A 25,593-nucleotide genomic window follows, 5' to 3' on the forward strand; every position below is an offset into this window, starting at 1 on the left:
CGCGGCCGGTTCGGTGGTGCGTGCAACGATGAGCGCGGACCGGCCCGGCCGGACCGGTCGAGTGCTCGTCGTGAACCGCACAGAGAGGCGCCCCCATGACCTCCGTACAGGGAACAGCCGTGGACATCCCCACCGAGGACGGCGTCGCGGACGCCTATGTCGCGCATCCGGGCGACGGAACGCCCCGGCCGGGCGTGCTGCTGTACCAGGACGCGTTCGGTCTGCGTCCGCACCTGCGGGCGATGGCCGACCGGCTCGCCGAAGCCGGCTACACGGTGCTGGTGCCCAACTTGTTCTACCGCCACGGGCGCGCCCCCGTCAGGGAGTTGCCCGAGTTCATCGACCCCGCCGCGCGCCCGGAGATCTTCGAGTCGGTCTACCCGATGGTGCTGGCGCTGACCCCCGAGCTGATCGTCCGGGACGCCGACGCATATCTGCGGTGGATGGAGGAGAGCCCTCTGGTCGCAGCTGGTCCGGTCGCGGTGACCGGATACTGCATGGGCGCCCGGCTCACCCTGCCGACCGCCGGCGCCCATCCGGACCGGATCGCGGCGGTGGCCGGTTTCCACGGCAGCCGTCTTGTCACCGACGCGCCGGACAGCCCGCATCTGGCCGCCGAGCACATCACGGCCGAGGTGTACTTCGGCCACGCCGACAACGACCCCGGCCTGCCGCCGGAGCAGATCGAGCGCTTCGATCAGGCCCTCACCGCCGCCGGTGTCCGGCACACCTGCGAGGTCTACACCGGCGCCGAGCACGGCTATACGCAGGCCGACACCTCCGCCTACGACGAGCAGGCCGCGGAGCGGCACTGGGCCGCGTTGCTGGATCTGCTGAAGCGGACCTTCTGACCCCGACTCCGTTGACAGGGGCGTCCGCGGCAGGCCGTGCCGCGGGCGCCCTCTTTCGTTCACGTTGTTGACATGGGCACACCCCGATGTCACGTTGAGAGCGCTCTCAACAGGTACGGACCAACCCCCACAGGCCTGCCCCACAGGCCTCCCCCCACGGAGGTGGAGAGTGCTCACCAGGATCAGCACAGCACTGCTCGCGGCGATCGCCCTCATCGGCGCGCTGCTCACCCTCGGACCGCCGGCCACGGCCGCCGTCCCCGACACCGTCCCGCTCAAGATCACCAACAACTCCGGCCGTGGCGACGCCCTGCATGTCTACAACCTCGGCACCCTGCTGACGACGGGACAGCAGGGCTGGGCGGACGCGAACGGCGCCTTCCACGCCTGGCCCGCCGGCGGCACCCCGCCCACCCCGGCACCCGACGCGTCGATCACGGGACCGGCCGCCGGACAGTCCGCCACGATCCGCATCCCGAAGTTCTCGGGCCGGCTCTACTTCTCGTACGGGCGCAAGCTCGACTTCCGCCTGACCACCGGCGGGCTGGTGCAGCCGGCCGTGCAGAACCCGAGCGACCCGAACCGCGACATCCTGTTCAACTGGTCGGAGTACACGCTGAACGACTCCGGGCTGTGGCTGAACAGCACCCAGGTCGACATGTTCTCCGCGCCGTACGCGGTCGGCGTGCAGCGCGCCGACGGGAGCACGGTGAGCACCGGGCATCTCAGGACCGGCGGCTACAACGGGTTCTTCTCCGCCTTGCGCGCTCAGCCCGGCGGCTGGGCGAACCTCGTGCAGAGCCGGTCCGACGGGACCGTGCTGCGGGCGCTCTCCCCGCTGTACGGGGTGGAGACCGGGGCCCTTCCGGCGAACGTCATGGACGACTACGTCAACCGCGTCTGGCAGAAGTACGCCACGACGACCCTGACCGTGACGCCGTTCGCCGATCAGCCGGGCACGAAGTACTACGGCCGGGTCTCGGGCGGGGTCATGAACTTCACCAACGCCTCCGGAACGGTCCTCACCAGCTTCCAGAAACCGGACGCAGCGAGCATCTTCGGCTGCCACAGGCTCCTCGACGCCCCGAACGACGCCGTGCGCGGGCCCATCTCCCGCACCCTGTGCGCGGGCTTCAACCGTTCCACGCTGCTCGTCGACAGCAATCAGCCGGACACCACGACGGCGAACTTCTACCAGGACGCCGTGACCAACCACTACGCGCGCAAGATCCACGCCCAGATGGCCGACGGGAAGGCCTACGCGTTCGCCTTCGACGACGTCGGACAGCAGGAGTCGCTCGTCCACGACGGCGCGCCGCGCCAGGCGTACCTGACGCTCGACCCGCTGAACTGAGCGGTCGCGACGACGTCCCGCACGCGGAGGGGAGTCCGCGTGCGGGACGTCGGTCGAGCGGGGCGGATCAGCCGGTCGTGACGGCGGTGTCGTCGATGACGAAGCTGGTCTGGAGCGAGGTGTCCTCGACGCCGGAGAACTTCAGGGCGACGGTGCTGCCCGCGAAGGATCCGAGGCTGAAGGACTTCTGGACGTAGCCGGAGGCCGCGTTGAGGTTGGAGTAGGTGGCCAGGGTGGTCGACCCGGCGGTGACCGTCAGCTTGTCGTACTGGGTGCTGGTGGTGGTCTCGGCCGTGTCGACGTGGAGGTAGAAGGTGAAGGTGGTGTTGGTGCAGCCGCTCGGGATCGTCACCGACTGCGAGACCGTGTCCGTGTGGGTCGAGCCGTAGCCGTCGAGCCACGCCTTGTAGGAGCCGGTACGGGCCGCCTGGCCGCTGTCGTTGGTGATGACGCCGCTGGTCGCCGTCCAGGTGGTGTTGCCGGACTCGAAGCCCGCGTTGCCCAGGAGCTGGGTCGCGGTGCAGGAGCCGCCGCCCCCGGAGGAGTTGACGGTCCAGGTGAAGGACGCGGTCCCGGTGGCGCCGGTCGAGTCGGTCACCGTGACGGTGGTGCTGTAGGAGCCGGCCGTGGTGGGCGTGCCGGTGATCGCGCCCGTGGAGCTGTTGATCGACAGGCCGGTGGGCAGTCCGGTCGCGGCGTACGTCAGGGAGCCGCTGTTGGTGCTGGCGGCGGAGATCTGCAGGCTCACCGCGGTGCCGACGGTGGCGGTCTGGCTGCCCGGGTTGGTGACGGTGACGCCCGTCGACGGGACGGTGATGTGGCTGCCGACGTTGATGCCGGCGAAGGCGTTGCCGACCCCGGCGTACTGCGTGGAGCTGGAGCCGTACAGCGCCGCGGCCGCGTTGAGGGCGGCGGTGCGGGCGCCCGCGTAGTCGGTGCTGGACGTCATGTATGTCGTCAGCGCCTTGTACCAGATCTGCAGGGCCGCGGCCCGGCCGATGCCGGCGACGGCGACGCCGTCGGAGGTGGGGCTGTTGTAGGTGACGCCGTTGATGGTCTTGCTGCCGCTGCCCTCGGAGAGCAGGTAGAACATGTGGTTCGCCGGGCCCGAGGAGTAGTGCACGTCGAGGTTGCCGACGCCGGAGTACCAGCTGTCGGCCGAGGAGCCGTCCTTGCTGGGCTTGTCCATGTAGCGCAGCGGGGTGCCGTCGCCGTTGATGTCGATCTTCTCGCCGATGAGGTAGTCGCCCACGTCGGAGGAGTTGTTGGCGTAGAACTCGACGCCCGTGCCGAAGATGTCCGAAGTCGCCTCGTTCAGGCCGCCCGACTCACCGCTGTAGTCGAGTCCGGCCGTGTTGGAGGTGACGCCGTGGCTCATCTCGTGGCCGGCCACGTCGAGCGAGGTGAGGGCGTGGGTGCCGCCGGAGCCGTCGCCGTAGGTCATGCAGAAGCAGTCGTCGTCCCAGAAGGCGTTGACGTACGACGAGCTGTAGTGGACGCGGCTGTAGGCGGCCACGCCGTCGTTCTTGATGCCGCTGCGCCCGAAGGTGTTCTTGTAGAAGTCCCAGGTGGTCTGGGCGCCGAAGGCGGCGTCCACGCCGGCGGTCTGGGTGTTGGAGCCGGAGCCGGTGCCCCACACGTCGTCCGTGTCGGTCATCAGGGTGCCGGTGCCGGACGTGCCGTTGTTCAGGCTGTACGTCTTGTGGCCGCCGCGCGTGGTGTCGTACAGCTGGTACGTCGACCCCGACTGCGTGGTGGAGAGGTTGACGGTGCCGCTGTACTGGCTGTTGCCGGTGCTGGTCTCGACGCCCTCGTACCGGGCGAGTTGTGCGCCGGTGGCGGCGTCGGTGATGACGTGCAGCTTGCTGGGCGTTCCGTCGTCCTGCAGACCGCTGACGACCGTCTCCCAGGCGAGCTTCGGCGTGCCCTGGCCGGCCCAGATCACCTTGCGGGCGCTCTGTGCGGCGGGGTCCTTCGCGTCGAGCGCCTTGGCGGCCGTCAGGGCCTTGGTCTCGGCGGCGGCCTTGCCGTACGTGGCGGTCGTGGACTTGACCGAGACGGTACGGCGGTTGTTGTTGAAGGTCGTGCTCACCGTGCCGGCGGCCAGTGAGGCCGGGGGCGTGTGCACGACCAGGTCGCCGCCGAGGACGGGCAGTCCGGCGTAGGTGCGCTCGTAGCGCGTGTGCACGGTGCCGTCGTTGTCCTTCACGACGTCCTTGACGACCAGTTTCTCCTGGGCGCCAAGGCCCAGGGTCTCGGCCGTCTGCGTCGTCTTCGCCTCGGCGCTCTTGATCAGCGTGGTGTGCTGGGCGGGCGTCAGGTCGGCGGGCAGGCCGCCGGTGCGCAGGGGGCTGGGGTGGGGGGCCGCGGGCAGCGCGGTCGCCGGAACCGTCTGGACGCCGAGGGCCACGAGGGCGGCGGTGGAGAGCAGGGCCGCTCCGACGGTGGTCCGCTTGCGGGGGTTGGGTCTCACTCGTTCTCCTACTGCTGCGGCCGCGGGGGACGGCCGGTGACAGACCGGGCAGACGGCTGTGCTGTCCGGGACGAGCCGAGCTGTGCGGGGCCGAGAGAATCCGAGGGTGACGTGCCGCTGGCGTGCGGCAGTTGGGTGGGAGAATGACAGGCTTGTCGGTGGCATGTCAGCCTGACGGCGGCGCTTCGAGGGTTATCCCTCGGTGCCGGAGGCGCTCGCGGCCCGCACGCCCGGCCCGCCTGTGCGTGAGCTGTGCGTTCGCTGCCCGGGGAAGGGGCGGGCGGGCCGACAATCGGGAAACGCTTGCTATTACCACTCCCGTAGACGTAGACCTTCTGTCGTAAACAGCCGTCGCTCAGGGGGGAGTTGGCGATGGACGGAACGATCGACGGATTCCGGTACGGGGTGGTGACCCCGATCGCGGCCTATGTGATGGCCTGCTTAGGAGGAGCTCTGGGGCTGCGCTGCATCGTGCGGACGCTGCTCAACAACGATTCGTGGAAGCCGGGTTGGCTGGCCATGGGGGCCGCTTCGATCGGCTGTGGCATCTGGACGATGCACTTCATCGCCATGATCGGCTTCCAGGTGGAGGAGACACGGATCGGCTACCACGTCGGTCTGACGGTGCTCAGCCTCGCCGTCGCGATCGCGGTGGTCGGCGTCGGCGTGTTCATCGTGGGCTACCGGGGCGCCGGCCGCGGGTCACTGTCGCTCGCGGGCGTCGTCACCGGTCTCGGGGTCGCGGCCATGCACTACCTGGGCATGGCGGCGCTGCGGCTCAACGGGGACATCGACTACGCCCCGCCCACCGTGGCGCTGTCCGTGCTGATCGCGGTGGTCGCCGCGACGGCGGCCCTGTGGGCGGCCGTCACGATCCGCGGGTTTCTGCCGAGCCTGGGCGCCAGCCTGGTCATGGGCGTCGCCGTGTCCGGGATGCACTACACGGCGATGGCCGCGGTCAGCGTCCATGTGCACGGCGCGACGTCGTCGTGGGCCGGCGACAGCCCGACCTCGCTGCTGCTGCCGATGCTGATCGGCCCGGTCATCTTCCTGTTGCTGGCCGGGGTGGTGGTGATGTTCGATCCGCTGCTCGTGCTGGGCGACGGCGAGTGGAACCGGCCCGCCCGGGCGGGGCGTGCCGGTGCGGCGCAGGAGACGGCCGACCGGCCTGCCGCCGGCCGGTCGTGGAGCGATGGGTGAGGGGTTCGCGCAGGCCGAGGTGGTCGCGCAGCGTCGTGGCCGGGTACGCGGTGCGGTAGACACCGCGTTCCTACAGCTCCGGCACGCGCAGGTCGACGATGCCGTCGAGGCCGTCGAGGGCGAGGTACGGCGTGACGTTGAAGCCGTCGATCGCGCCACTCGGCGACCACCTTGCGCGGGTCGGCGAGCCGCAGGGCGGGGCCGGACAGGGTGGTTCCTTCCGAGGGCACGACGAAACGACCGGCCCGACGGGCCGGCGAGGGTCAGCGGCGTACGGAAGGACCGACGGCGGAGGCGGTGCGGCAGTGGCCGACATGCCGTCGGGTGATCAGGCGCAGGCCCGTGGCGGCACCCTGCGGTGCCGTACGGGATACGCGCATCCGGGCCTCCCCCGTCCGGGACGCACTGCCTCAACCTACGTGGTCGGCCGGGGTGCGCCGGCGGGACGCGCGGAAGTACCCGCCCGTGGCCGTGCATTGGATCATTGCTACGGTGCAGCGGTGTCTGACTCCTCACGCGATACCGCCGAAGGCGCAGGCTGGGGCGGAGCCGAACGCGGCGCCTACCAGCAGCTCATGCCAGGCCGGGTCGAGAAGATCTCGTGGCTGAATCCCCGGACGCTGTGGGCCGCCCGCAACGGTGTGCTGGCCTCATGGTTCGGCGACCCCACGGGCCGCACCCGCGGCCGCCTGGTGGCGCAGCGCGCGGCGGCCGGCGCCCCCGCCGACAAGGTGATCCGGCGTCAGGACCCGGACGACTTCTCCTTCATGGTCATCGGCGACACCGGCGAGGGCGACGACCCCCAGTACGCCGTCGTGCCGGGCTTTCTGAGGGTCAGTCAGGGCACGTCGTTCGCCGTCGTCGCCAGTGACGTCATCTACCCGGTCGGCAGCGCCGACGACTACGACACCAAGTTCTTCCGCCCGTACCGCGACTACCGCGCCCCCATCTACGCGATACCGGGCAACCACGACTGGTACGAGGACCTCGGCGCGTTCATGCGGGTCTTCTGCGGCGACGCCCCGCCCCTGCCCGCCGAGCCCGCGCCGCGCCTTTTCAGCCCGGCCTGGCTGCGGTCCCTGCTGTGGCACCGGCCGCGCCCGGGCGACGGTCAACGGCTCGCCGAGGCACGCGAGTTGAGGTCGGCCCCGGTCCAACAGACCGTACAGCCGGGGCCGTACTGGGCGATCGACGCCGGCCCCGTGCGGATCATAGGGATCGACACCGGACTGCTGGGCACCCTCGACGCCGAACAGGGCGCGTGGCTGCGCGAGGTGTCCCGGGGACCGCGGCCGAAGATCCTCATCACGGGCTCACCCCTGTACGTCGACGGCGAGCACCACCCCTGCCCCATCGAGGGCGGCGGTACCGTCGACGACATCGTCAGCGCGCCCGAGCACCGCTACGTCGCGGCGATAGGCGGCGACATCCACAACTACCAGCGCTATCCGGTGCGGCTGGCGGACGGCCGGACCCTGCAGTACGTGGTCTCGGGCGGCGGGGGCGCCTTCATGCACGCCACGCACACCATCCCCCGGGTGTCCGTCGCCGGCGTCACCGAGCAGGACTTCCGCTGCTATCCGCTGCGCGGCGACTCCCTCGCCTTCTACAGCCGGCTCTACGGGCGCCGGCTGCGGCTGAGCCGCTTCTTCGCGCTCACCGAGGCCGAGGGCCAGGCGGTCGTCGCCGAGCGGCTGGGCATCGGGCCGACCCGCACGCCGGGCCCCGAGGTGCGCGTGACGCGGCGGATCCGGCTGATCGCCGGCCTGCTGGGCACCGGGAGCCGACCGGACCGCCGCAAACGGTTCCGGCTGCCCGTCCGCAAGATCTACACCCAGCTGTTCTCGCCCAGCTCGGCGACGTACAGCCCGCCCTTCTTCAAGTGCTTCCTGCGGCTGGACGTCACGCCGGAGTCGGTCCGGCTGCGCTGCTACGCGGCCACCGGCAATCTCGCGCAGGAACTGAACCCGCCGGTCGAGGACGAGGTCACCATCCCGCTGATCTGATCACACGCACGCAATGTTCGCCTGACAGAATCGGGGCAGCACTGACGTACGACTGCTGGAGGAGTCCGTGTCGCCGACCTCACGCCCCTTGCGCAAGCTGGGCTTCCTCACCATCGGACTGTTCGAAGGGGACGACCCCGGCCGGGGTCACGAGACCACCCTGGAGATCATCGAGCTGGGCGAGCGGCTCGGCTTCGACAGCGCCTGGGTGCGCCACCGCCACCTGCAGTACGGCATCTCCTCCCCCGTGGCCGTGCTCGCGGCGGCCTCTCAGCGCACCCGCCGGATCGAGCTCGGCACCGCGGTCATCCCGCTGGGCTGGGAGAACCCGCTGCGTCTCGCGGAGGACCTGGCGACGGTCGACATCCTGTCCGGGGGCCGGCTCAACCCGGGGGTGAGCGTCGGCCCGCCGATGCACTACGACCAGGTCAAGGAGGCCCTGTACCCGGACACGTCCGGCGCGGAGGACTTCGGCTACGAGCGGGTGCGGCGGCTGCTGGACTTCGTGCGCGGCAAGTCCGCCACCGACTTCAGCGGGGTCGAGGGCTTCGAGGTGTTCTCCGACCGGGTGCAGCCGCACTCCCCGGGCCTCGGCCGCCGGCTGTGGTACGGCGGGGGCAGCCTGAACTCGGCCGAGTGGGCCGGGGACCACGGCATGAACTTCCTCACCAGCAGCGTCGTCAAGGCCGAAGGCCCGGACGACACACGGGACTTCGCCGAGATCCAGCTCTCTCACATCCGCGCCTTCCGCGCCGCGCACCCCGACGGCGAATCCGCCCGCGTCTCCCAGGGCCTCGTGGTCATCCCCACCGACTCCGCCTCGCCCGAACAGCGCGCGAAATACGAGGAGTTCGTGGCCAAGCGGCTGCCCCGTACGACCTCCCCGCAGGGGCCGGCCCGGCTGCTGTTCGCCCCCGACCTGGTGGGTTCCTCGGACGAGATCGCCGAACGCCTGCACGCCCACGCCGCGTTCCGTGAGATCGACGAGGTCGCCTTCGCGCTGCCGTTCACCTTCGAGCACGAGGACTATGTGCAGATCCTGACCGACACGGCGACGAAGCTGGGTCCGGCGCTGGGCTGGCGGCCGGGGACCTGACAGGTCACCTGCGGCCCGGCTCGGTTCCCGGTGCGTGGGAAGCCTGTGGGGGGCTTCTCGCCGGGGGGCGCTCCGGTTGATCGATGCGCCCCCTGTCCCCGAGGCTGGAGGGACGACACAGTCGAGGGAAGGCCCCATCGTGATCAACATCCCGGAGCACCCGCTCAACGACGGCACGAGGCTCCCGGCCCTGGGCCTGGGCACCTGGCCGATGGACGACGCCCAGGCGGAGGAGGCGGTGGCCGGGGCGCTCGGCCTGGGCTACCGGCTGCTCGACACGGCGACGAACTACCGCAACGAGAGCGGGGTCGGCCGCGGGGTGGCCCGGAGCGGGGTGGCGCGCGAGGAGATCGTGGTGACCACGAAGCTGCCCGGCCGTCATCACGGCTACGCGGAGACCCTCGCCTCCTTCGAGGAGTCCCGGCAGCGGCTCGGTCTCGCCTACGTGGACCTGTATCTGATCCACTGGCCGCTGCCCCGGGTCGACAAGTTCGTCGACTCCTGGCGGGCCATGATCAAGCTGCGCGAGGACGGCCTGGTCCGCTCGATCGGCGTCTCCAACTTCACCGCCGAACACATCGAACGGCTGGAGAAGGAGACGGGCGTGCTGCCCTCCGTCAACCAGATCGAGCTGCACCCGCTCTTCCCGCAGGACGCGCTGCGCGCCTTCCACGAGGCCAAGGGCGTCCGCACGGAGAGCTGGAGCCCGCTGGGCCGCGGCTCGGCGCTCCTGGACGATCCGGCCGTCGTCTCCGTCGCCGAGGCGATGGGCGTGACTCCCGGCCAGGTCGTGCTGCGCTGGCACCTCCAGCTCGGCGCGGTCCCCATCCCGAAGTCGTCGAGCCCCGAGCGGCAGCGCGCCAACCTCGACGTCTTCGGCTTCGAACTCGGCCCGGCGCAGATGGCGGCGATCGCGGACCGGGTGCCCGAGCGCCTGGGCGGGGACCCCGAGGTGCACGAGGAGTTCTGAGCGGCGGCGGCGTTCCGGTCAGCCGGCGAGACCGGCGTCGCGGGCCAGCAGGGCGGCCTGGACGCGGTTGGTGACGTCCAGCTCCGCCAGGATGCGGCTGACGTGGGCCTTGACCGTGCTCTCCCGCATGGCGAGGCGGGTGGCGATGTCGGCGTTGGTGTCGCCCCGGGCGAGAAGGGCGAGCACGTCGCGTTCGCGGGGCCGCCGTGGGGTGGAGCATGGCGGAGCCGACGGCCACCAGGTGGACGGCGCGCAGGATCTCGGCCGGGTCGGTGTCCTTGAGCAGAAATCCGTCGGCTCCGGCGGCGAGGGCGTTGTAGACGTACTCGTCGAGGTCGAAGGTGGTCAGGGTGATCACCTTCGGGTCGACGAGGGCTACGTCGACGCGGTGTGCGGTGGCCTGTTCGACGGCCTGGAGGCCGTCGGCGGACCAGGGCGTCGTCGTCGACGATCATGGTGCGGATCATGTGCGGGTGCCGTTCCGTTCGAGGCAGGCGGGGTGAGGGATGCGGGCGGTCAGTCGCCGGGCCCCCGCGCGGGCGGGACCGGCATCCAGCTGGCCGCCGAGGCTCGTGACGCGTTCGCGCAGACCGACGAGCCCGTAGCCGGAGCCGACGGTGTCCGCGCGGGGTGCGCCGGAGGGATTGGTGACCTCGACGAGGGCGTCCGACGGCCGGCGGCCGGTGGCCGAGGCGGACGGTCACTGGTGGGAGCCTGCTCGGGTTCGCCGTCCGTGGTCAGCTCGACGCGGTGCGCAGCAGACCGAGGCGTTCGACGACCGGTGCGGGCAGGGTGGCGCGCTCCTGGTGGCGAGCACACCGGTGTGCAGGGCGATCAGGCTCAGCCGGTGGGCCGGCACATCGTGCATCTCGGTGGACATACGGGACCGCTCCGCGGCACGGGCCGCCTCTTCGCGCAGCTCCGCCTCGACGCGCAGATGCCCGACGTCCGAGGCCAGCGCCTGGATCGGGCGTCGCCTGCTGCCCAGCCACGGGCCGACGAGCACAGCCAGCGGCGGCACCAGCACAGCCGACGCGTAGGTCTGTGCCCTCCACAGCTGGGTGTCCGGGTAGCTGAGCAGGTCGGCACCCAGCGCGGCGAGGGCGGATCCCACCGCCAGACGCGCCCGCAGGACCACCGCCAGGTCGAACAGGGCGATCCCCAGCAGCGGCAGCAGCGGCCATCCCCACCACGCGGTGGCCACGGTGACCAGCAGGGGGGCGGCAGGCCACCGCCACCGGCGCACGACCAGAGCCACTCCGCACAGCACGGCGGCGACGGTCACTTGACGCGCCATGGCGGCCGGGCCGTCTTCCTGGCCGGTTTCCTGCCCGTGGTCCGCACGCTCGCCCCCCATTTCGCGGGCGCCACCCGGCTGTCCTACCGCCGCATCGCCCTTGCAGCGTCGCCGCCGCCGGTCTGTGGGCGGCGGCCGAAGACGGCGTCGGCTACGCAGCGGCGACGTCTCTTCAGCGATCCTCACCCTCTGTCGGCGATCGGGGCGGCGCTCCTGCGGCATCGCTCAGTCCTGCGAGCACGCCGCGCCCCGCCCGCCCGGCCCTGCGTGCCGCTCACTCCGGCTCCAGCGACTGCTCCGCCCAGATCGTCTTGCCCCGGCCCGTCTGCCGGCTGCCCCACCGCTGAGTGAGCTGCGCGACGAGCAGCAGGCCACGGCCGCCCTCGTCGAAGGCGTGGGCGCGGCGCAGGTGGGGCGAGGTGGAACTGCCGTCGGAGACCTCGCAGATGAGGGTGCGGTCGCGGATCAGGCGGAGCTGGATGGGGGACGCGCCGTAGCGGATGGCGTTGGTGACGAGTTCGCTGACGACGAGTTCGGTGACGAACGCGGCCTCCTCAAGGCCCCAGGCGGACAGCTGCTCGGTGGCGGCCTGCCGGGTGGCGGCCACCTGCGCGGGGTCCGGGGTGACGTCCCAGGTGGCGACCTGATCCGTGCCGAGGGCGCGGGTGCGGGCGAGCAGCAGGGCGACGTCGTCGCTCGGCTCCTCCGGCAGGACGGCCTTCAGCACCGTGTCGCAGAGGGCGTCGAGGGTGGCGGCGGGTGCGGTCAGGGCGCTGCACAGTTCGCCGGTGGCGCGGTCGACGTCACGATCGCGGTCCTCGATCAGACCGTCCGTGTACAGGGCGACGACGCATCCCTCGGGCAGCTCCAGCTCGACGGCCTCGAAGGGCAGTCCGCCGACGCCGAGCGGGGGTCCGGGGGTCATGTCGACGAGGCGGGCGGTGCCGTCGGGCAGGACGAGGGCCGGTGCGGGGTGGCCGGCTGCGGCGAGGGTGAGCCGGCGGCTGACGGGGTCGTAGACGGCGTAGAGGCAGGTGGCGCCCAGTTCGGCGACGTCGTCGCCGCCCTCGTCGTAGGCCGCCAGATGGGTGACGAGGTCGTCGAGGTGGGTGAGGAGCTCGTCGGGCGGCAGGTCCACGTCGGCGAGGGTGCGCACGGCCATGCAGAGCCGTCCCATGGTCGCCGAGGAGGGGATGCCGTGCCCGACGACGTCCCCGACGACGAGGGCGACCCGGCTGCCGGAGAGCGGGATGACGTCGAACCAGTCGCCGCCGATGCCCGCGGTGGAGCCGCTGGGCAGATAGCGGTGGGCCACCTCGACGGCGGCCTGTCCGGGCAGGCCCCGGGGCAGCAGGCTGTGCTGGAGGGTGAGTGCGGTGGTGCGTTCGCGGGCGAAGCGGCGGGCGTTGTCGATGCAGACGGCGGCCCGGCTGGCGAGTTCCTCGGCGAAGACGGCGTCGTCGGCCTCGTAGGCGTCGACATGGGCGATACGAACGCCGACCAGGACGCCGAGGGTGGTGCCGCGGGCCAGCAGAGGCACCGAGATCACCGAGTGAACGCCGGTCCGGTGCCGGCGTCCCTCGGGGGCGCGCGCGTTGCGTTCGGCGAGCCACTGCATGAAATCGGGCTCACCCGCCTGCAAACGGATGGCGCGCCCCTCCCGCAGGGCGCGCGCGGGCGGACTGAAGGGCGGATGGACGTCGGTCTCGCCGAGACGGACCGCTGCCTCCGGGGTGCCCTCGTGGGCGGACCCGTGGGCGACCCGGCGCAGCACGACCTCGCCGTCCGGGACCGGCGGCGGCTCCTCGGCGCCGAGGACCCAGTCCAGCAGGTCGACGCTGACGAAGTCGGCGAACCGGGGAACGAGGAGATCGACCACCTCCTCGGTGGTGCGCACCACGTCGAGAGTGGTGCCGATCGAGGCCGCGGCCTCGTTCAGCAGGGTGAGCCGCTGGCGGGCCAGGTACTGCTCGGTGCTGTCGAAGGAGGCCAGGGCGACACCGACGACCTCGCCCGTTGGCTCCCGCACGGGCCACATCTCGGTGGTCCACGCGTGCTCCCGGTTGAGGGAGGGGGCGCCGGTCCAGCTCTCGTAGCGGACCGGGCGGCCGGTCTCGGCGACATGGCGGAGGTGCCAGTTGAAGCCGCGGCTGTGCTCGGCCTCCTGGACGGTGTCCGGGAAGTAGCGGCCGAGCAGAACGTCCTCGGAGACGCCCATGACCTTGCAGGCGACCTCGTTCAGACGCAGATAGTGCTGGTGGGGGTCGAAGACGGACATCGACATGGACGCCTGCTGGAAGGCCCGCCCGGCGAGGGTCGGTTCCGGGTCCGAGGGCCGTTCGGTGGAGACGGTCCAGCCGACGGGCTCCCCGTCGGGGCCCAGCACCGGGCAGGCGGTGACGGTCAGGGTGACGTGCCGGCCGTCGCGGTGGCGTACCACGACGGGCCGGGTCCACGCCGACGCCGGACCCCGCGGGAGCTCCTCGGCGAGCAGATCGGTCACCGCCCGCCCCACGGCCTCTTCGGCCGTATGGCCCGTCAGCAGACGGGCACCCTCGCTCCAGCCCGTCACGATGCCGCGGGCATCGATGACCGCCGCAGCGACGACATGCTCCATGCCGTCCAGAATGGTCCCTTTGTCCCGCCGCATCAACCGCGCCGGTCCGGCCCCCGGCCCTCAGGCGCGGTGGGTGCGCAGCACGTCGAGGGCGCGGTCGGCGTGGGTGTTCATGCGCAGTTCGCTGCGCACGACCTCCAGGACGGTGCGGTCCTGCCCGATGACGAAGGTGACCCGCTTGGTGGGGGCCAGGGAGAAGCCGCGCTTCACGCCGAACCGTTCCCGCACCGCGCCGTCGGCGTCGGACAGCAGCGGCATGCCGAGCGTGTGCTTGCCGGCGAACTCCTGCTGACGGTCGACGGAGTCCCCGCTGATGCCGACGGGGCGGGCGCCGACGGCGGCGAACTCGGCCGCCAGGTCACGGAAGTGGCAGGCCTCGGCGGTGCAGCCCGGGGTCAGGGCGGCGGGGTAGAAGAAGAGGACCACCGGCCCCTCGGCGAGCAGGTCCGTCAGAGTGCGTACGGCGCCGGTCTCGTCCGGCAGGGCGAAGTCCTCCACGACGTCGCCGGTCTCCAGAGCCTTGGTCATGCCCGTCCCTCCAGGGTGTTCACGGTGTCGGTGCGGCGGTCGGCGACGCTGCGGGCCCACAGCACGAGCGGCGCCTGCAAGGGCAGGCGGCCGACGGCGGCGGCCTTGAGCGGGGTGGGACGGTGACGCCAGTCCCACGCCATCTTGACGTTGGCGGGGAAGACGCCGACGAAGAACGCCGCCGTCGCCAGCGCGGCCGTCCTGCGGGTCCGGGGCAGGGCCACCCCCGCGGCCAGCGCCAGTTCGGCGACGCCGCTGGCGTACGTCCAGGTCCTGGGCGAGCCGGGCAGCGCGCGCGGGACGATCGCGTCGAACGGGCGCGGCACGGCGAAGTGGGCTACGCCCATGCCGGCCAGCAGACCTGCCAGCAGCAGGGGTGAGCGTTCGGACCGGGGCACGGTTCCTCCTCAGATGACCTCGCGCCCGAGATTACGGGAGGGCAGAGGGGCGGCCGGAGGCGGGGTACGCGGTCGGGGTACGCGGTCGGGGACCTCAACTCGCGGGCAGCACGGTGCTGTTGTCGGCGGGCAGGGTGCGTCGGGCGCTCCGCTGGTGCCGGCCCGGGGTGTAGCCGTACGCCGTGCGGAACACGTCGATGAACGCGCTGGCGGAGGACCAGCCGCAGCGGTGGGCGACCGTGGTGACGGGTGTGTCGTCGGCCAGCAGGCGCAGAGCGTGGTAGAGCCGGGACTGGGTGCGCCACTGGGGGAAGGTCATGCCGAACTCGCGGCGGAAGAGGCGGCTGAGGGTGCGTTCGCCGGTGCCGGTCGCGGCGCCGAGGGCGGCCAGGGTGCGCTGGTCGGCGGGGTTCGTGTGGACGAGTGCGCAGACCGCGGCGAGCCGGGGGTCGACCGGGGTGGGCAGCCGCATCGGCTGCTGTGGGGAGGCGCGCAGCTGGTCGCGCAGGACGGCGAGCAGGCGGTCGCGTTCGGGGCTCGTGTCCTCGGGGGCGCGGGTGTAGGCGAGGATCAGCTCGCGCAGGAGCGGGCTGACGGCGAGGACGGTCGGGGCGTCCAGGCCGAGCGGGTTGTCGTCGGCGGACAGGCCGACCAGGTGCAGGTCGAGATGGCCGTAGGCCCGGTGCGCGTGCGCGGTCCCGGCGGGCACCCACAGGGCGCGGGTGCCGGGGGCGAACCAGGTGCCGGCGTCGGTGGTGACGGCCAGGACGCCGGAGCCCGCGTAGACGATCTGGTGGTCGTCGTGCCGGTGCGCGTCGATGCGCTCGCCGGCGGCGAGCGGCTGGGCGCGGGTGGGCGCCTTGGGAGCGTGACGGACGGGCACGGCCCGACCGTCGTGGCGGATGTTCGGCACAGGACGGCAGATTATCGGAAGTGCGACAGCCGCCCCGGCCGCGACGATCGCAGCGTGCCGAGAAACCGAACCTCCAAGAGCCGGACCGTCACTGCGAAGAACCGAGCCGTCACCCTGATGTCCCTGGGCCACGCCTGTGTGGATGTGTACCAGGGGGCGGTGGCCGCGCTGGTCCCCTTCTTCGTGGCCGAGCGGGCCTATTCCTATGCCGCCGCCTCCGGGATCGTGCTGGCGGCCTCCTTGTTATCGTCGGTGGCACAGCCGCTGTTCGGCGTGCTGACCGACCGGTGGGCGATGCCGTGGCTGCTGCCGCTCGGCGTGGCGGCCTCCGGTGCGGGGATCGCGCTGAGCGGGGTCGGCGGCTCGTACGCGCTCACCCTGGCGGCGGTGGCCGTGTCCGGGATCGGCGTCGCCGCCTATCACCCGGAGGCCGCGCGGACGGCCCGTGCGGTCTCGGGCGGCCGTCACACGGCGATGGGCTGGTTCGCGCTCGGCGGGAACGTCGGCTTCGCACTCGCTCCGCCGCTGGTCGCGGCCGTGGTCGCGACCTGGGGGCTGCGGGCCTCGCCGCTGCTGGGTCTGCCGGCCCTGGCGGGGGTGGCGCTGTGCGCGGCGGCGGTCCGCTCGGCGGCCGACCGCACCGGGCCCGTCCCGGCGGCGGCCGAGGGGGCGGCCCGGGACGACTGGCCGTCGTTCCTGCGGCTGTCGGGTGCGGTGGTGTGCCGGTCGATCGTCTTCGTCGGCCTGAGCACGTTCGTCCCGCTGTACGTCCGCGAGCGCACAGGGGGCGGGGCGGCGGCGGGAACGGCCGCGCTGTGCGTGCTGTACGCGGGCGGCGCGGTGGGGACGCCGGCCGGGAGCCGACTGGCCGAGCGCTACGGGCGACTCGAGGTCGTACGCCACTCGTACGCCCTGACGGTGGTGGCGGTGACCGGTGTGCTGCTGGTCCCGGGCCCGCCCCTGTTCCTGTGCGTCGCGCTCGCCTCGGCCGGGCTGTACGTCCCGTTCTCGCTGCACGTGACGCTGGGCCAGGACTGTCTGCCCCGGCGCGTGGGCACCGCGAGCGGTGTCACCCTGGGGCTGACCGTGAGCGTCGGAGGCGCGGCAGCTCCGGCTCTGGGCGCGCTCGCGGACGCCGCCTCCCTGCGGACGGCCCTGCTGCCGCTGGTCCTGCCGCCCGTGGTGGCCTGGCTCCTGCTGCGCGGCCTGGGCGAGCCGGTTCCGGCGACCGCTCTTGCGGCCGGGGCCGGCTCACGCGCCTGAGCGTCAGACGCCGCGGGCGGCGGCCGGCTGCTCGGGTTCCTCTTCGACGGCGTAGGCGAGGAAGTCGTCGACCATGCGGTGGAAGAGCGTGGCGAGCCGGCCCAGCTCCTCCGGGGACCAGTCGGAGAGCGCCAGTTGCATCCCCCGGACGCCCGCGTCGCGGACCCGGTCGATGGCGGCGCGGCCGGCCTCGGTGAGCTCGATCCGCTGGGCCCGGCCGTCGTGGGGGTCGGGGACCCGGGTGACGTATCCGGACTTCTGGAGCTGCTGCACCGTGCGCGTCACATGGGAGGCCTCCACGCCCAGGCGCTGGGCCAGCTCCCCCGGCCGCAGCGGCTCGGAGTCGGCCACCTGCCGCAGCAGCGCCACGGCGGCGCGGTCGAGGGGGACGCCGGCCAGCGTCATCAGCCGGTCGTGCTGGCGGGCGCGGGTGCTCAGATAGGTGATGCGGGTGAGCGCGCGCTCGATCTCGATCACTTCCGGCGAGGCGACGGAGGGCAGGGGGAGCGGTTCGGTGGACATAGACCCACTTTACCATCTTGTTGCGTAACTCAAGTAATTTGCTGCGGGTTCGAGGGGGCCGCCCGCTCACGGCTGGTCACTTGCTTGACTCAAGTAATCCACATATGCTTGCCTAACTCAAGCAATATAGAAACCACCCGGCCGCCCCTCCCCAGGGGTGTGACCGCACAGACCGGAGTCGCCTTGAGCGGAGACGACTCCCACGCACCGAACCCGTGGGGACGGGCTCGGCGCGGTCCCGGGCCCGGCCGCCGGCTCACTCCCCCCGACCGGCGCCGGGCCCCGGGACACCTCCCCCTCCACGCCCGCCCGACCGCCCCGGCCGCCCCTCCCCCGGACGGGCACAACAGCCCCACGCACCACGGCTGCACGGCGTGGACCACCCGGGACGAACAGACAGGACCGCCTATGAAGACCTCCGTACGAGCCGCGCTGGCCGGGGCGCTCGCCTGCGGCGTGCTGACCACCGCGATCGTGATCAGCCGGCAGGACGACAGCCCCTCCGCCGCCCCGCCGAAGGGCCCGTACGTCGCGCTGGGCGACTCCTACACCGCCGGTCCGAAGATCCCCGACCAGGGCGGCAGCCCCGCCGGCTGCGACCGCTCCGACCGCAACTACCCGGCGCTCGTCGCCCGCCGGCTCGGCCTGGCCGCCGCCGACTTCCGTGACGTCAGCTGCAGCGGCGCCACCGTCGCCGACCTGAGCGCGGCCCAGTCCACGGACCACGGCACCAACCCGGCGCAGCTGTCCGCGCTGTCGGACCGGACCCGGCTCGTCACCCTCGGCATCGGCGGCAACGACATCGGCTTCGCCGCGCTCGTGAAGAGCTGTGTGAAGTCGGGAGTGCTGCACTTCGCGCTGAGCGGCTTCAAGGCCGACACCGAGGACGCCGGGGAGGCCGGGAACGCGCCCTGCCGGGCCCAGTACGTCTCCGCCGGCGCCGACGAGGTACGGCAGCGGATCGAGGCGGCGGACGAACGGCTGGGCCATGCCCTCGCCGAGGTCAAGCGCCGCGCGCCGAAGGCCCGCGTCTACGTCGTGGGCTACCCCGCGATCCTGCCCCCGCACACCACCGACTGCGCCGGCGAGATGGGCCTCGCGTCCGGCGATGTCAGCTACCTCCACGACAAGGAGCAACAGCTGAACCGGATGCTGCGGGAGCGGGCCGACAAGGCGGGGGTGGGCTACGTCGACACCTACACCCCGTCGGTGGGGCGTGACGCCTGCGCCGATCGTCAGGTGCGCTGGGTGGAGCCGCTCGTGCCGCTCGCCCCGGCCGCCGCCGTCCACCCCAACGAGCGCGGCGAGCGGGGCATGGCGGACGCCGTGGCCAAGACCCTCGGCCTCTGACGGCCACTCGCAGCGACCGGTCCGTCGGACGACGGGCACGGCCGCCTGACACCCACCCCCGGCACCACCTGTTTCCCGTTCCGTAGCGCGTTTCGAAGCACCGAGAAAGGCTCCCCTCATGAGCACGATGAAGTCCGTCCGCACCGGCGGGGTCGACAAGATCGACGTGGTGGACGTCGAGCGGCCGGCGCCCGGCCCGAAGGACGCGCTCGTGCGGATCCGCGCCTGCGGCATCTGCGGCACCGACGTCACCTTCCTGCACATGGGCGGCATGCCCGCCCGGGCCCATCTGGGCGGCGACCTGCTCCCGGTGGCGCTCGGGCACGAGCCGGCCGGTGAGGTCGTCGAGGTCGGCGCCGAGGTGGACGGCCTGAAGGTGGGCGACCGGGTGGTCGTCAACCCGCAGGACGCGCCCACCGGGATCATCGGCTGCGGCGGGAAGTTCGGCGGGATGAGCGAGTTCCTGCTGATCGAGAACGCCGAGGTCGGCAAGAGCGTCGCCGTCTTCCCCGACAGCGTGCCGTTCGACGTGGCCTCGCTCAACGAGCCGATGGCCGTGTCCCGGCACGCCGTCAACCGCTCCGAGGCGAAGCCCGGCGACAAGGTCGTCGTGTTCGGCGCCGGGCCGATCGGGCTGGGCGCGGCGATCTGGCTGAAGCTGCGCGGTGTGGAGCACGTGGTGGTCGTCGACGTCATCCCCTCCCGGCTGGAGAAGGCGCTGGCCGTCGGCGCGGACGCCGTGATCGACTCCGCCGAGGAGGACGTGGCCGCGCGTCTGACCGAGCTGCACGGGCAGAGCGCCAACGCTCTCGGCCAGCCCCGGCCGGGCACCGACGTCTTCCTCGACGCGGCGGGTGCCCCGGCCGTCTTCAACACGGTGGTGCAGTCGGCGAAGTGGGGCGCGAAGCTGGTCATGGTGGCCGTGCAGAAGAAGGGCGAGTTCGACCTCGGCGGGATGCTCCGCAGCGAGCTCACCCTCGTCGCCTCCCAGGGCTACCCGACCGAGATCTTCGAGGTGACCCCGGAACTGGTCGAGCATCAGGAACGGTTCGCCAAGCTGATCAGCCACCGCGTCCCGTTCTCCGCGGCCGACCGAGCCTTCGAGCTGGCCCTGACGCCGGGCGCGGCCGAGAAGGTCGTCGTCACGCTGGACGACTGAAGTCCGCGTCGGGGTCCACCGGCCGGAGTCGCTCCCCGGCCGGCGGCCCGCGCAGGTCCCCCCTCCACCGTCCCCCTGCTGCTCTTCACGAGAGGAACGGCATCCATGCGCGCGACCCTGCGACAGGCTGCGCGGGCCACGGTCCACCTGTTCCTGGCCGCCTTGACGGCCTTCGGGTCGTATCTCTTCATCACCGTCCTGCTGATCACCGCCACCGGTGCGGTCGCGGTGGTCGGGATCTGGCTGCTGCCCGAGACCGTGCTGCTGATCCGCCGGATGGCGGGCGCCAAGCGGCAGTTGACGGCGTCCTGGACCGGCCGCGAGATCCCCGAGGCGTACCAGCCGATCACCGGTCCCGTGCGCGAGCGACTGCGGACGGCCGTCCGGGACCCCGGGACGCTCACCGACGTGCGCTGGATGGTGGCGTACTACGCCTACGGCTGGCTGGCGGTGCTGATCCTGCCGTTGTGGCCGGCGGGCCTGCTCGTCGACGGGGTGTGGAGCGGGCTGCTGGGCCGGGAGGCGCTCGTCCTGCCGCTGATCGTCAGGCTCGCCGACCGGGAGGCGCACTGGTCGGCCGCCCTGCTCCGGCCGTCCCCGAAGGCGCTGCTGGCCCGGCGCGTGGAGCAGCTGACCGCGACCCGCGCGGACGCGGTCGCCGCGCACGGCGCCGAACTGCGCCGTATCGAACGGGATCTCCACGACGGCGCCCAGGCGCGTCTCGTCGCGCTCTCCCTGCGGATCGGGCTGGCCCAGCGGGCGTACGGGGCCGATCCGCGGACGGCGCGCAAGCTGCTCGCCGATGCGCAGGACCAGGCCGAGGAGGCGCTGACGGAGCTGCGGCAGGTGGTGCGCGGCATCCATCCGCCGATCCTCACCGACCGGGGGCTCGTGGGAGCGGTGCGGGCGCTCGCGGCCGGCAGCGGACTGCGGGTGGCGGTGCAGGCGGACGACGACCTGACAGACGGGCCCAGGGCGCCGGCCGCGGTGGAGGCGGCCGCCTACTTCGTGATCGCCGAGGCGCTGACCAACGCCGCCAAGTACAGCCGGTCCGACCGGGCGGATATCGTCCTGGCGCGTTCTGGGACCGGGCTGAGCGTACGGGTGCGCGACGAGGGGTGCGGCGGCGCCGACGAGAGGGGCGGGTCGGGACTGCTGGGAATGCGGCGCCGGGTCGCCGCGCTCGACGGGACCGTACAGGTGACGAGCCCGCTCGGCGGGCCGACGGTGATCGATGTGGGCCTGCCGTGCGTGTGGTGAGCGCAGGCCGTGGCGCGCGGCGCCCGGCACGGCGCCCGGGTCGTGGTGGCCGCCGCGCCGCTCGTGATCGCGGTCAGCGGTGCGGAGGAGGCGCAGGGCCGTGTCGTCGAGGAGCGGGTGCGCATCGTCCGGGCGCTGCACGACCTCGTCGCCCACCAGCCGGCCCTGGCCGACGCCCCGGCGGGCCGACGACCTCCGAGATGGACGAGCACCCGGTGCCCGGGACCGCGCCCAGCCGGTCGTCAAGGCCTGCCAGGCCGGGCTGATGGCGGCCCCTGCGGCGGCGCCGGACGCTTACTGAGGGCGCGTCGGGCACAGCGCCGTTCAGGCGAAACCGGCGTGTGTGCGGCGTGCATCGGTCCGGCCGTGTCCACACCTCACCCGTGACACTCCCCCTCATCGCCCCGATGCTCGCCACCCCGGGCAGGCTGCCGCCCGCGGCCCACGACGCGCGCTGGGCCTACGAGACCAAACAGGACGGGCAGCGGGCCGTGGTGTACCTCGCCGGAGACGGCAGCATCACGCTGCGCGCCCGCTCGGGACAGGACATCACCGGCGCCTACCCCGAACTGCGCCCCCTGGGCGACGCGCTCGGCGCCACACCCGCCGTGCTGGACGGCGAGGTCCTCGCCCTGGACGAACAGGGCCGGGCCGACTTCCAGTTGCTGCAGGCCCGGATGGGGCTCGTCCAGGCACCGGGAAAGGCCGCACGGCTGGCCGCGACGGCCCCCGTGCACCTCGTGCTGTTCGACGTTCTGCACCTCGGCGACCGCTCCCTCCTGCCGCTGCCCTATCTTCAGCGCAGGTCCCGGCTGGAGTCGCTGGCGCTGGAGGGGCCGTTCTGGTCGACGCCCGGGGCCCTGGTGGGGCACGGACGCGAGGCCCTGGAGGCGACCCGTGCCCACGGTCTGGAGGGGCTCGTCTGCAAGCGGCTGGACTCGGTGTACGAGCCGGGCGTGCGTTCCCGAGCCTGGATCAAGATCCGGAACATGCGCGTCGCGGACGTTCTGGTCGGCGGCTGGCTGCCCGGCAAGGGCCGGCTGTCGGGGCTGCCCGGCGCCGTCCTGGTCGGCCAGCGGTCCGCGACGGGGCTGCGGTACGTCGGCGGGGTGGGCACCGGTTGGAGCGAGGCCGAGCGGGTCGAACTCGCGTCGCTGCTGCGGGCCGCCGCGACGGACGTGTGCCCCTTCCACCCCGTACCGCAGGCGGCGGGCGCGCACTGGGTCGTGCCCCGGCTGGTCGGCGAGGTCCGCTACAGCACCCGTACCCGGGCGGGGCTGCTGCGCCAGCCGTCCTGGCTGCGGTTGCGGCCGGACCTGACACCCGAGGAGTCCGCGGCCGACCTCCCGGACATTTCCTCCTGACCTCACCTCAGCAGCCAACTATTGGGCTGTGCTTCACCACCGGTACGCCCGCGACCCCTTGGCGCGGAAGGGAAAGGCGAGGAAGCTGAACTGCTTTCAACTCCCTCTCCGCACATAGCCGTTGGGCTGCGCCCGCAACCCCGAGGAGGACGCGGTGTCATCACCGAAGTTCAAGGCCCACCGCAGGAGGTGGCTCACCGGGCTCGCCGGCGCCGCCGCGCTCGTCGTCGCCGTCCCGTCGGTCGCCTTCGCCGCCCCGCCGGCGGCGCTGCCGTCCAACGCCAAGGCCGCCGAGCTGGCCTACCAGCCCGCGTTCGACTACGACACCGACGGCTGCTACCCGACCCCCGCCATCGGCCCCGACGGCACGATCAACGGCGGCCTGAAGCCGACCGGTTCGCTCAGCGGCGACTGCCATGACGCGTCCGACCTGGACAACACCAACAGCTACTCGCGCTACAAGTGCAACAACGGCTGGTGCGCGTACCTGTACGGCCTGTACTTCGAGAAGGACCAGGCGGTGGCCGGCAGCAGCATCGGCGGGCACCGCAACGACTGGGAGCATGTCGTGATCTGGGTGCAGAACGGCCAGGTCCAGTACGTCTCGACGTCCAACCACGGCTCGTTCACCGTCACCGCGGCCTCGGGCGTCCGCTTCGACGGCGCGCACGCGAAGATCGTCTACCACAAGGACGGCATCCGCACGCACTGCTTCCGCCTGGCGAACGGCAATGACGAGCCGCCGGAGAACGCCAAGCACACCTGGCAGTACCCGCCGCTGGTCGGCTGGAACGGCTACCCGTCGGGCCTGCGCGACAAGCTGAGCGCGTACGACTTCGGCAGCGCCAACTTCGGTCTGAAGGACGCGAACTTCGCCAATCACCTCGCGTCGGCCAAGCCGTCGGGTATCGCCTTCGATCCCGCCGCGTGAGTCCCGGCCGCCGTCCGGGCCATCTGTTCCTCGGCCGTGGACGGCGGCGCACGCACACCCCATGATGTCCTGATGGATCTTCACGACGAACTCCCGTCGGCCGTCCGGGCCAAGGAACTGCTGGCCCTCGCCGAGGAGCACCACGCCCGCCCCGCCCGCCCGCTGGGCGTCCACGAGGTCGCCGGGCACCTGGTGAAGGCGTACGCGCTCGAGGCGCCGGGCCGTACGGTGTCCGAGCCGTTCGCCGAGGAGGCGCTGCGCATCGCCGCCGGGCATCTGGCGCTCGGGGAGCAACGGGGCTCGCTGGGCCTCGCCGTCCTGATCGCGCACGCGGGCGGCGACGGCGACTACGTCCTGCTCCTCACCTGGATCGAGGGAGACATGTCGGATCTGGCTGTGTTCACGGGCCCGGTCGGACAGCCGCAGGAGCTGCGGCCGGGGCGGGCGGGGCTCGCGCCGTGCGTGTGGGAGGCGGCCGTGTTCGCCCATGAACGCGACGCGTTCGTCCGCCGGATCCTCGACGGCACGGGCCCGTTGGCGGAGCGGCTGACCGCGTGGGGCGCGGACACCGTCGAGGGGGACGTCAGGTGAGCGCCGCCGCCCGGGTACGGCCCGCCGAGCGCTCCGACCTGCCTCGCGTCGCCGAACTCGCCGGCCTGCACGCGGAGTACGAGCGGGCCGCCCCACCGGTGCCCGACCTCGCGGAACGCCTCGCCGTGCTTGTCTTCGACACCCCCGCGCCCCGGCTGTGCTGCCTGGTGGCGGAAGCGCCCGACGGTGCGATCGTCGGGTACGCGACCTGCGCGCCCGAGCTCTCCACCTGGGAGGGCCGCGAGTACCTCTACCTGGACTGTCTGTTCCTCGCCGACGGCCACCGCGGCCTGGGCCTGGGCGCCCTGCTGATGGACGCGGTCGCGGACCGGGCCCGCGACCTGGGCCTGTCCGAGGTGCAGTGGCAGACGCCCGCCTGGAACGAGGGCGCGATCCGCTTCTACGCCCGGCTCGGCGCCCTCGGCACGGACAAGCGGCGCTTCAGCCTGCGCCTCTCCCCCTGAAACCGGCGTGCGGCGCGGCGTACGGGTCGCGAGGGTCTATCGTGTCCCGCATGTCCGTTCCGCAGCTGATCCGTATCGTCTCCCGCGACTCGCCCATGGCCCTGGCCCAAGTGGAGCGGGTGCGCGCCGAGTTGGCCGCCCTGCAGCCCGGTGTGCGCACCGAGGTCGTCCCGGTGAAGACGACCGGCGACAAGTGGATGGGCGACCTGTCCCAGGTCGAGGGCAAGGGCGCGTTCACCAAGGAGGTCGACGCGGCGCTGCTCGCCGGCCAGGCGGATCTCGCGGTGCACTGCGTCAAGGACGTCCCGGCGGACCGGCCGCTGCCCGCGGGCACGGTGTTCGCCGCGTTCCTGAAGCGGGACGACATCCGGGACGCGCTCGTGCACCCGGGCGGCCTCACCCTGGACGAGCTGCCGGAGGGGACGCGCATCGGGACCTCCTCGGTGCGCCGGATCGCCCAGCTCGCCGCCACCCATCCGCACCTGGAGTGCGTGCCCTTCCGCGGCAACGCCAACCGCCGGCTGGAGAAGCTGGCGGCGGGCGAGGCGGACGCCCTGCTGCTGGCGGTGTCCGGCCTGGAACGCATCGACCGGCGGGACGTGATCAGCGAGATCCTCTCCGCGGAGACGATGATGCCGCCGATCGGCGCGGGCATCCTCGCCCTGCAGTGCCGCGAGGGCGACGCCGACCTCATCGACGTGGTCAGCGGGCTCGGCGATCCGGCCACCCACCGGGAGGCCACGGCGGAGCGCATGTTCCTGCATGTGCTGCAGGGGCACTGCAACAGCCCGATCGCCGGCTACGCGCAGGTGGACCGCAGCGGCGAACTGTCCCTGCGGGCCTGTGTGTTCACCCCGGACGGCAAGACCCGGCTGAACGCCCACGAGTGGGCGGGCCGCCTCGACCCGGCGACGCTCGGCACGTCGGTGGCGGTGGCGCTGCTGCGTCAGGGCGCGCGCGAGATCATCGACGGCATCCCGCACTGA

Annotated in this window: 22 protein-coding genes and 1 pseudogene; 15 read left to right on the top strand and 8 right to left on the bottom strand. The window is 72.5% G+C overall.

The annotated features are described in order from the left end of the window. Nucleotides 1-95: 95 nt before the first annotated feature. A complete protein-coding gene (locus ACZ5SK_RS08050; protein WP_334582243.1) occupies nucleotides 96-851 on the top strand; it encodes a dienelactone hydrolase family protein in 756 nt (251 codons plus the stop codon). A 169-nt stretch (nucleotides 852-1,020) separates the two neighbouring features. Then, nucleotides 1,021-2,205, top strand: a complete 1,185-nt coding sequence (locus ACZ5SK_RS08055) for a glycoside hydrolase family 64 protein (protein ID WP_334582244.1) — start codon at nucleotides 1,021-1,023, stop codon at nucleotides 2,203-2,205. 67 nt (nucleotides 2,206-2,272) lie between these two features. On the opposite strand, the gene ACZ5SK_RS08060 is transcribed toward ACZ5SK_RS08055, so the two are convergent. Continuing rightward, the gene (locus ACZ5SK_RS08060; protein WP_457494855.1) at nucleotides 2,273-4,678 is read right to left on the bottom strand and encodes a M4 family metallopeptidase; all 2,406 of its coding nucleotides are present in this window, start codon (nucleotides 4,676-4,678) and stop codon (nucleotides 2,273-2,275) included. 372 nt (nucleotides 4,679-5,050) lie between these two features. On the opposite strand from ACZ5SK_RS08060, the gene ACZ5SK_RS08065 reads away from it, so the two are divergent. From ACZ5SK_RS08065 to ACZ5SK_RS08080, 4 genes are all read left to right on the top strand, one after another. Further along, on the top strand, nucleotides 5,051-5,878 hold the full coding sequence (locus ACZ5SK_RS08065; protein ID WP_334582246.1) for an MHYT domain-containing protein: 828 nt from the start codon (nucleotides 5,051-5,053) through the stop codon (nucleotides 5,876-5,878). A 500-nt stretch (nucleotides 5,879-6,378) separates the two neighbouring features. Next, entirely contained in the window at nucleotides 6,379-7,884 is a 1,506-nt protein-coding gene (locus ACZ5SK_RS08070) for a metallophosphoesterase family protein (RefSeq protein WP_334582247.1), read from the top strand. 67 nt (nucleotides 7,885-7,951) lie between these two features. Further along, complete coding sequence (locus tag ACZ5SK_RS08075; RefSeq protein WP_334582248.1) at nucleotides 7,952-8,980, top strand: LLM class flavin-dependent oxidoreductase; 1,029 nt, start codon at nucleotides 7,952-7,954, stop codon at nucleotides 8,978-8,980. Nucleotides 8,981-9,119: 139 nt separating this feature from the next. After that, entirely contained in the window at nucleotides 9,120-9,950 is an 831-nt protein-coding gene (locus ACZ5SK_RS08080; RefSeq protein ID WP_334582249.1) for an aldo/keto reductase, read from the top strand. 18 nt (nucleotides 9,951-9,968) lie between these two features. Here ACZ5SK_RS08080 and ACZ5SK_RS08085 read toward each other — a convergent pair. The 6 genes and pseudogenes from ACZ5SK_RS08085 to ACZ5SK_RS08110 all read right to left on the bottom strand — a co-directional run bounded on the left by ACZ5SK_RS08085 (nucleotide 9,969) and on the right by ACZ5SK_RS08110 (nucleotide 15,673). Then, nucleotides 9,969-10,417, bottom strand: a pseudogene (locus ACZ5SK_RS08085) (response regulator transcription factor). A gap of 233 nt (nucleotides 10,418-10,650) precedes the next feature. Then, the gene (locus tag ACZ5SK_RS08090; RefSeq protein ID WP_334582250.1) at nucleotides 10,651-11,307 is read right to left on the bottom strand and encodes a histidine kinase; all 657 of its coding nucleotides are present in this window, start codon (nucleotides 11,305-11,307) and stop codon (nucleotides 10,651-10,653) included. A gap of 214 nt (nucleotides 11,308-11,521) precedes the next feature. Next, complete coding sequence (locus ACZ5SK_RS08095; RefSeq protein WP_468575566.1) at nucleotides 11,522-13,864, bottom strand: SpoIIE family protein phosphatase; 2,343 nt, start codon at nucleotides 13,862-13,864, stop codon at nucleotides 11,522-11,524. Nucleotides 13,865-13,924: 60 nt separating this feature from the next. Continuing rightward, on the bottom strand, nucleotides 13,925-14,392 hold the full coding sequence (locus ACZ5SK_RS08100) for a peroxiredoxin (RefSeq protein ID WP_334582252.1): 468 nt from the start codon (nucleotides 14,390-14,392) through the stop codon (nucleotides 13,925-13,927). After that, the gene (locus ACZ5SK_RS08105; RefSeq protein WP_334582253.1) at nucleotides 14,389-14,790 is read right to left on the bottom strand and encodes a DoxX family protein; all 402 of its coding nucleotides are present in this window, start codon (nucleotides 14,788-14,790) and stop codon (nucleotides 14,389-14,391) included. The genes ACZ5SK_RS08100 and ACZ5SK_RS08105 overlap by 4 nt, the downstream gene beginning before the upstream one ends. 94 nt (nucleotides 14,791-14,884) lie before the next feature. Next, nucleotides 14,885-15,673 carry an AraC family transcriptional regulator gene (locus tag ACZ5SK_RS08110; RefSeq protein ID WP_334582254.1) on the bottom strand — a complete coding sequence of 263 codons (789 nt, stop codon included), beginning with the start codon at nucleotides 15,671-15,673 and terminating at the stop codon, nucleotides 14,885-14,887. Between the two features lie 147 nt (nucleotides 15,674-15,820). On the opposite strand from ACZ5SK_RS08110, the gene ACZ5SK_RS08115 reads away from it, so the two are divergent. Further along, on the top strand, nucleotides 15,821-16,966 hold the full coding sequence (locus tag ACZ5SK_RS08115) for an MFS transporter (RefSeq protein ID WP_334583772.1): 1,146 nt from the start codon (nucleotides 15,821-15,823) through the stop codon (nucleotides 16,964-16,966). A gap of 3 nt (nucleotides 16,967-16,969) precedes the next feature. Here the strand turns inward: ACZ5SK_RS08115 and ACZ5SK_RS08120 are convergent, their stop codons facing one another. Continuing rightward, a complete protein-coding gene (locus ACZ5SK_RS08120; RefSeq protein ID WP_334582255.1) occupies nucleotides 16,970-17,488 on the bottom strand; it encodes a MarR family winged helix-turn-helix transcriptional regulator in 519 nt (172 codons plus the stop codon). A 408-nt stretch (nucleotides 17,489-17,896) separates the two neighbouring features. On the opposite strand from ACZ5SK_RS08120, the gene ACZ5SK_RS08125 reads away from it, so the two are divergent. The 8 genes from ACZ5SK_RS08125 to hemC all read left to right on the top strand — a co-directional run bounded on the left by ACZ5SK_RS08125 (nucleotide 17,897) and on the right by hemC (nucleotide 25,593). Beyond that, the gene (locus ACZ5SK_RS08125; protein WP_334582256.1) at nucleotides 17,897-18,838 is read left to right on the top strand and encodes an SGNH/GDSL hydrolase family protein; all 942 of its coding nucleotides are present in this window, start codon (nucleotides 17,897-17,899) and stop codon (nucleotides 18,836-18,838) included. Between the two features lie 118 nt (nucleotides 18,839-18,956). After that, on the top strand, nucleotides 18,957-19,997 hold the full coding sequence (locus ACZ5SK_RS08130; RefSeq protein WP_334582257.1) for a zinc-dependent alcohol dehydrogenase: 1,041 nt from the start codon (nucleotides 18,957-18,959) through the stop codon (nucleotides 19,995-19,997). A 105-nt stretch (nucleotides 19,998-20,102) separates the two neighbouring features. Beyond that, on the top strand, nucleotides 20,103-21,257 hold the full coding sequence (locus ACZ5SK_RS08135; protein WP_334582258.1) for a sensor histidine kinase: 1,155 nt from the start codon (nucleotides 20,103-20,105) through the stop codon (nucleotides 21,255-21,257). Between the two features lie 383 nt (nucleotides 21,258-21,640). After that, nucleotides 21,641-22,621 carry an ATP-dependent DNA ligase gene (locus tag ACZ5SK_RS08140; protein WP_443041367.1) on the top strand — a complete coding sequence of 327 codons (981 nt, stop codon included), beginning with the start codon at nucleotides 21,641-21,643 and terminating at the stop codon, nucleotides 22,619-22,621. A 154-nt stretch (nucleotides 22,622-22,775) separates the two neighbouring features. After that, nucleotides 22,776-23,552, top strand: a complete 777-nt coding sequence (locus ACZ5SK_RS08145; protein WP_468575569.1) for an NPP1 family protein — start codon at nucleotides 22,776-22,778, stop codon at nucleotides 23,550-23,552. A 72-nt stretch (nucleotides 23,553-23,624) separates the two neighbouring features. After that, nucleotides 23,625-24,143: a hypothetical protein gene (locus ACZ5SK_RS08150; protein ID WP_334582260.1), complete on the top strand. Its 519-nt coding sequence runs from the start codon at nucleotides 23,625-23,627 to the stop codon at nucleotides 24,141-24,143. Continuing rightward, nucleotides 24,140-24,607, top strand: coding sequence for a GNAT family N-acetyltransferase (locus ACZ5SK_RS08155; RefSeq protein ID WP_334582261.1), 468 nt, complete (start codon nucleotides 24,140-24,142; stop codon nucleotides 24,605-24,607). Before ACZ5SK_RS08150 ends, ACZ5SK_RS08155 begins: the two co-directional genes overlap by 4 nt. Nucleotides 24,608-24,657: 50 nt before the next feature. Further along, on the top strand, nucleotides 24,658-25,593 hold the full coding sequence (gene hemC, locus ACZ5SK_RS08160; RefSeq protein WP_319347000.1) for a hydroxymethylbilane synthase: 936 nt from the start codon (nucleotides 24,658-24,660) through the stop codon (nucleotides 25,591-25,593).

Source organism: Streptomyces sp. NPDC031474 (assembly GCF_055581185.1).

Bases quoted from the DNA above. Each gene is read 5' to 3' on its own strand.
- ACZ5SK_RS08115 (WP_334583772.1), top strand. From the start codon at position 15,821: ATGTCCCTGGGCCACGCCTGTGTGGATGTGTACCAGGGGGCGGTGGCC.
- ACZ5SK_RS08065 (WP_334582246.1), top strand. From the start codon at position 5,051: ATGGACGGAACGATCGACGGATTCCGGTACGGGGTGGTGACCCCGATC.
- hemC (WP_319347000.1), top strand. From the start codon at position 24,658: ATGTCCGTTCCGCAGCTGATCCGTATCGTCTCCCGCGACTCGCCCATG.
- ACZ5SK_RS08090 (WP_334582250.1), bottom strand. From the start codon at position 11,307: ATGGGGGGCGAGCGTGCGGACCACGGGCAGGAAACCGGCCAGGAAGAC.
- ACZ5SK_RS08150 (WP_334582260.1), top strand. From the start codon at position 23,625: ATGGATCTTCACGACGAACTCCCGTCGGCCGTCCGGGCCAAGGAACTG.
- ACZ5SK_RS08050 (WP_334582243.1), top strand. From the start codon at position 96: ATGACCTCCGTACAGGGAACAGCCGTGGACATCCCCACCGAGGACGGC.
- ACZ5SK_RS08120 (WP_334582255.1), bottom strand. From the start codon at position 17,488: ATGTCCACCGAACCGCTCCCCCTGCCCTCCGTCGCCTCGCCGGAAGTG.
- ACZ5SK_RS08100 (WP_334582252.1), bottom strand. From the start codon at position 14,392: ATGACCAAGGCTCTGGAGACCGGCGACGTCGTGGAGGACTTCGCCCTG.
- ACZ5SK_RS08135 (WP_334582258.1), top strand. From the start codon at position 20,103: ATGCGCGCGACCCTGCGACAGGCTGCGCGGGCCACGGTCCACCTGTTC.
- ACZ5SK_RS08095 (WP_468575566.1), bottom strand. From the start codon at position 13,864: ATGGAGCATGTCGTCGCTGCGGCGGTCATCGATGCCCGCGGCATCGTG.
- ACZ5SK_RS08130 (WP_334582257.1), top strand. From the start codon at position 18,957: ATGAGCACGATGAAGTCCGTCCGCACCGGCGGGGTCGACAAGATCGAC.
- ACZ5SK_RS08125 (WP_334582256.1), top strand. From the start codon at position 17,897: ATGAAGACCTCCGTACGAGCCGCGCTGGCCGGGGCGCTCGCCTGCGGC.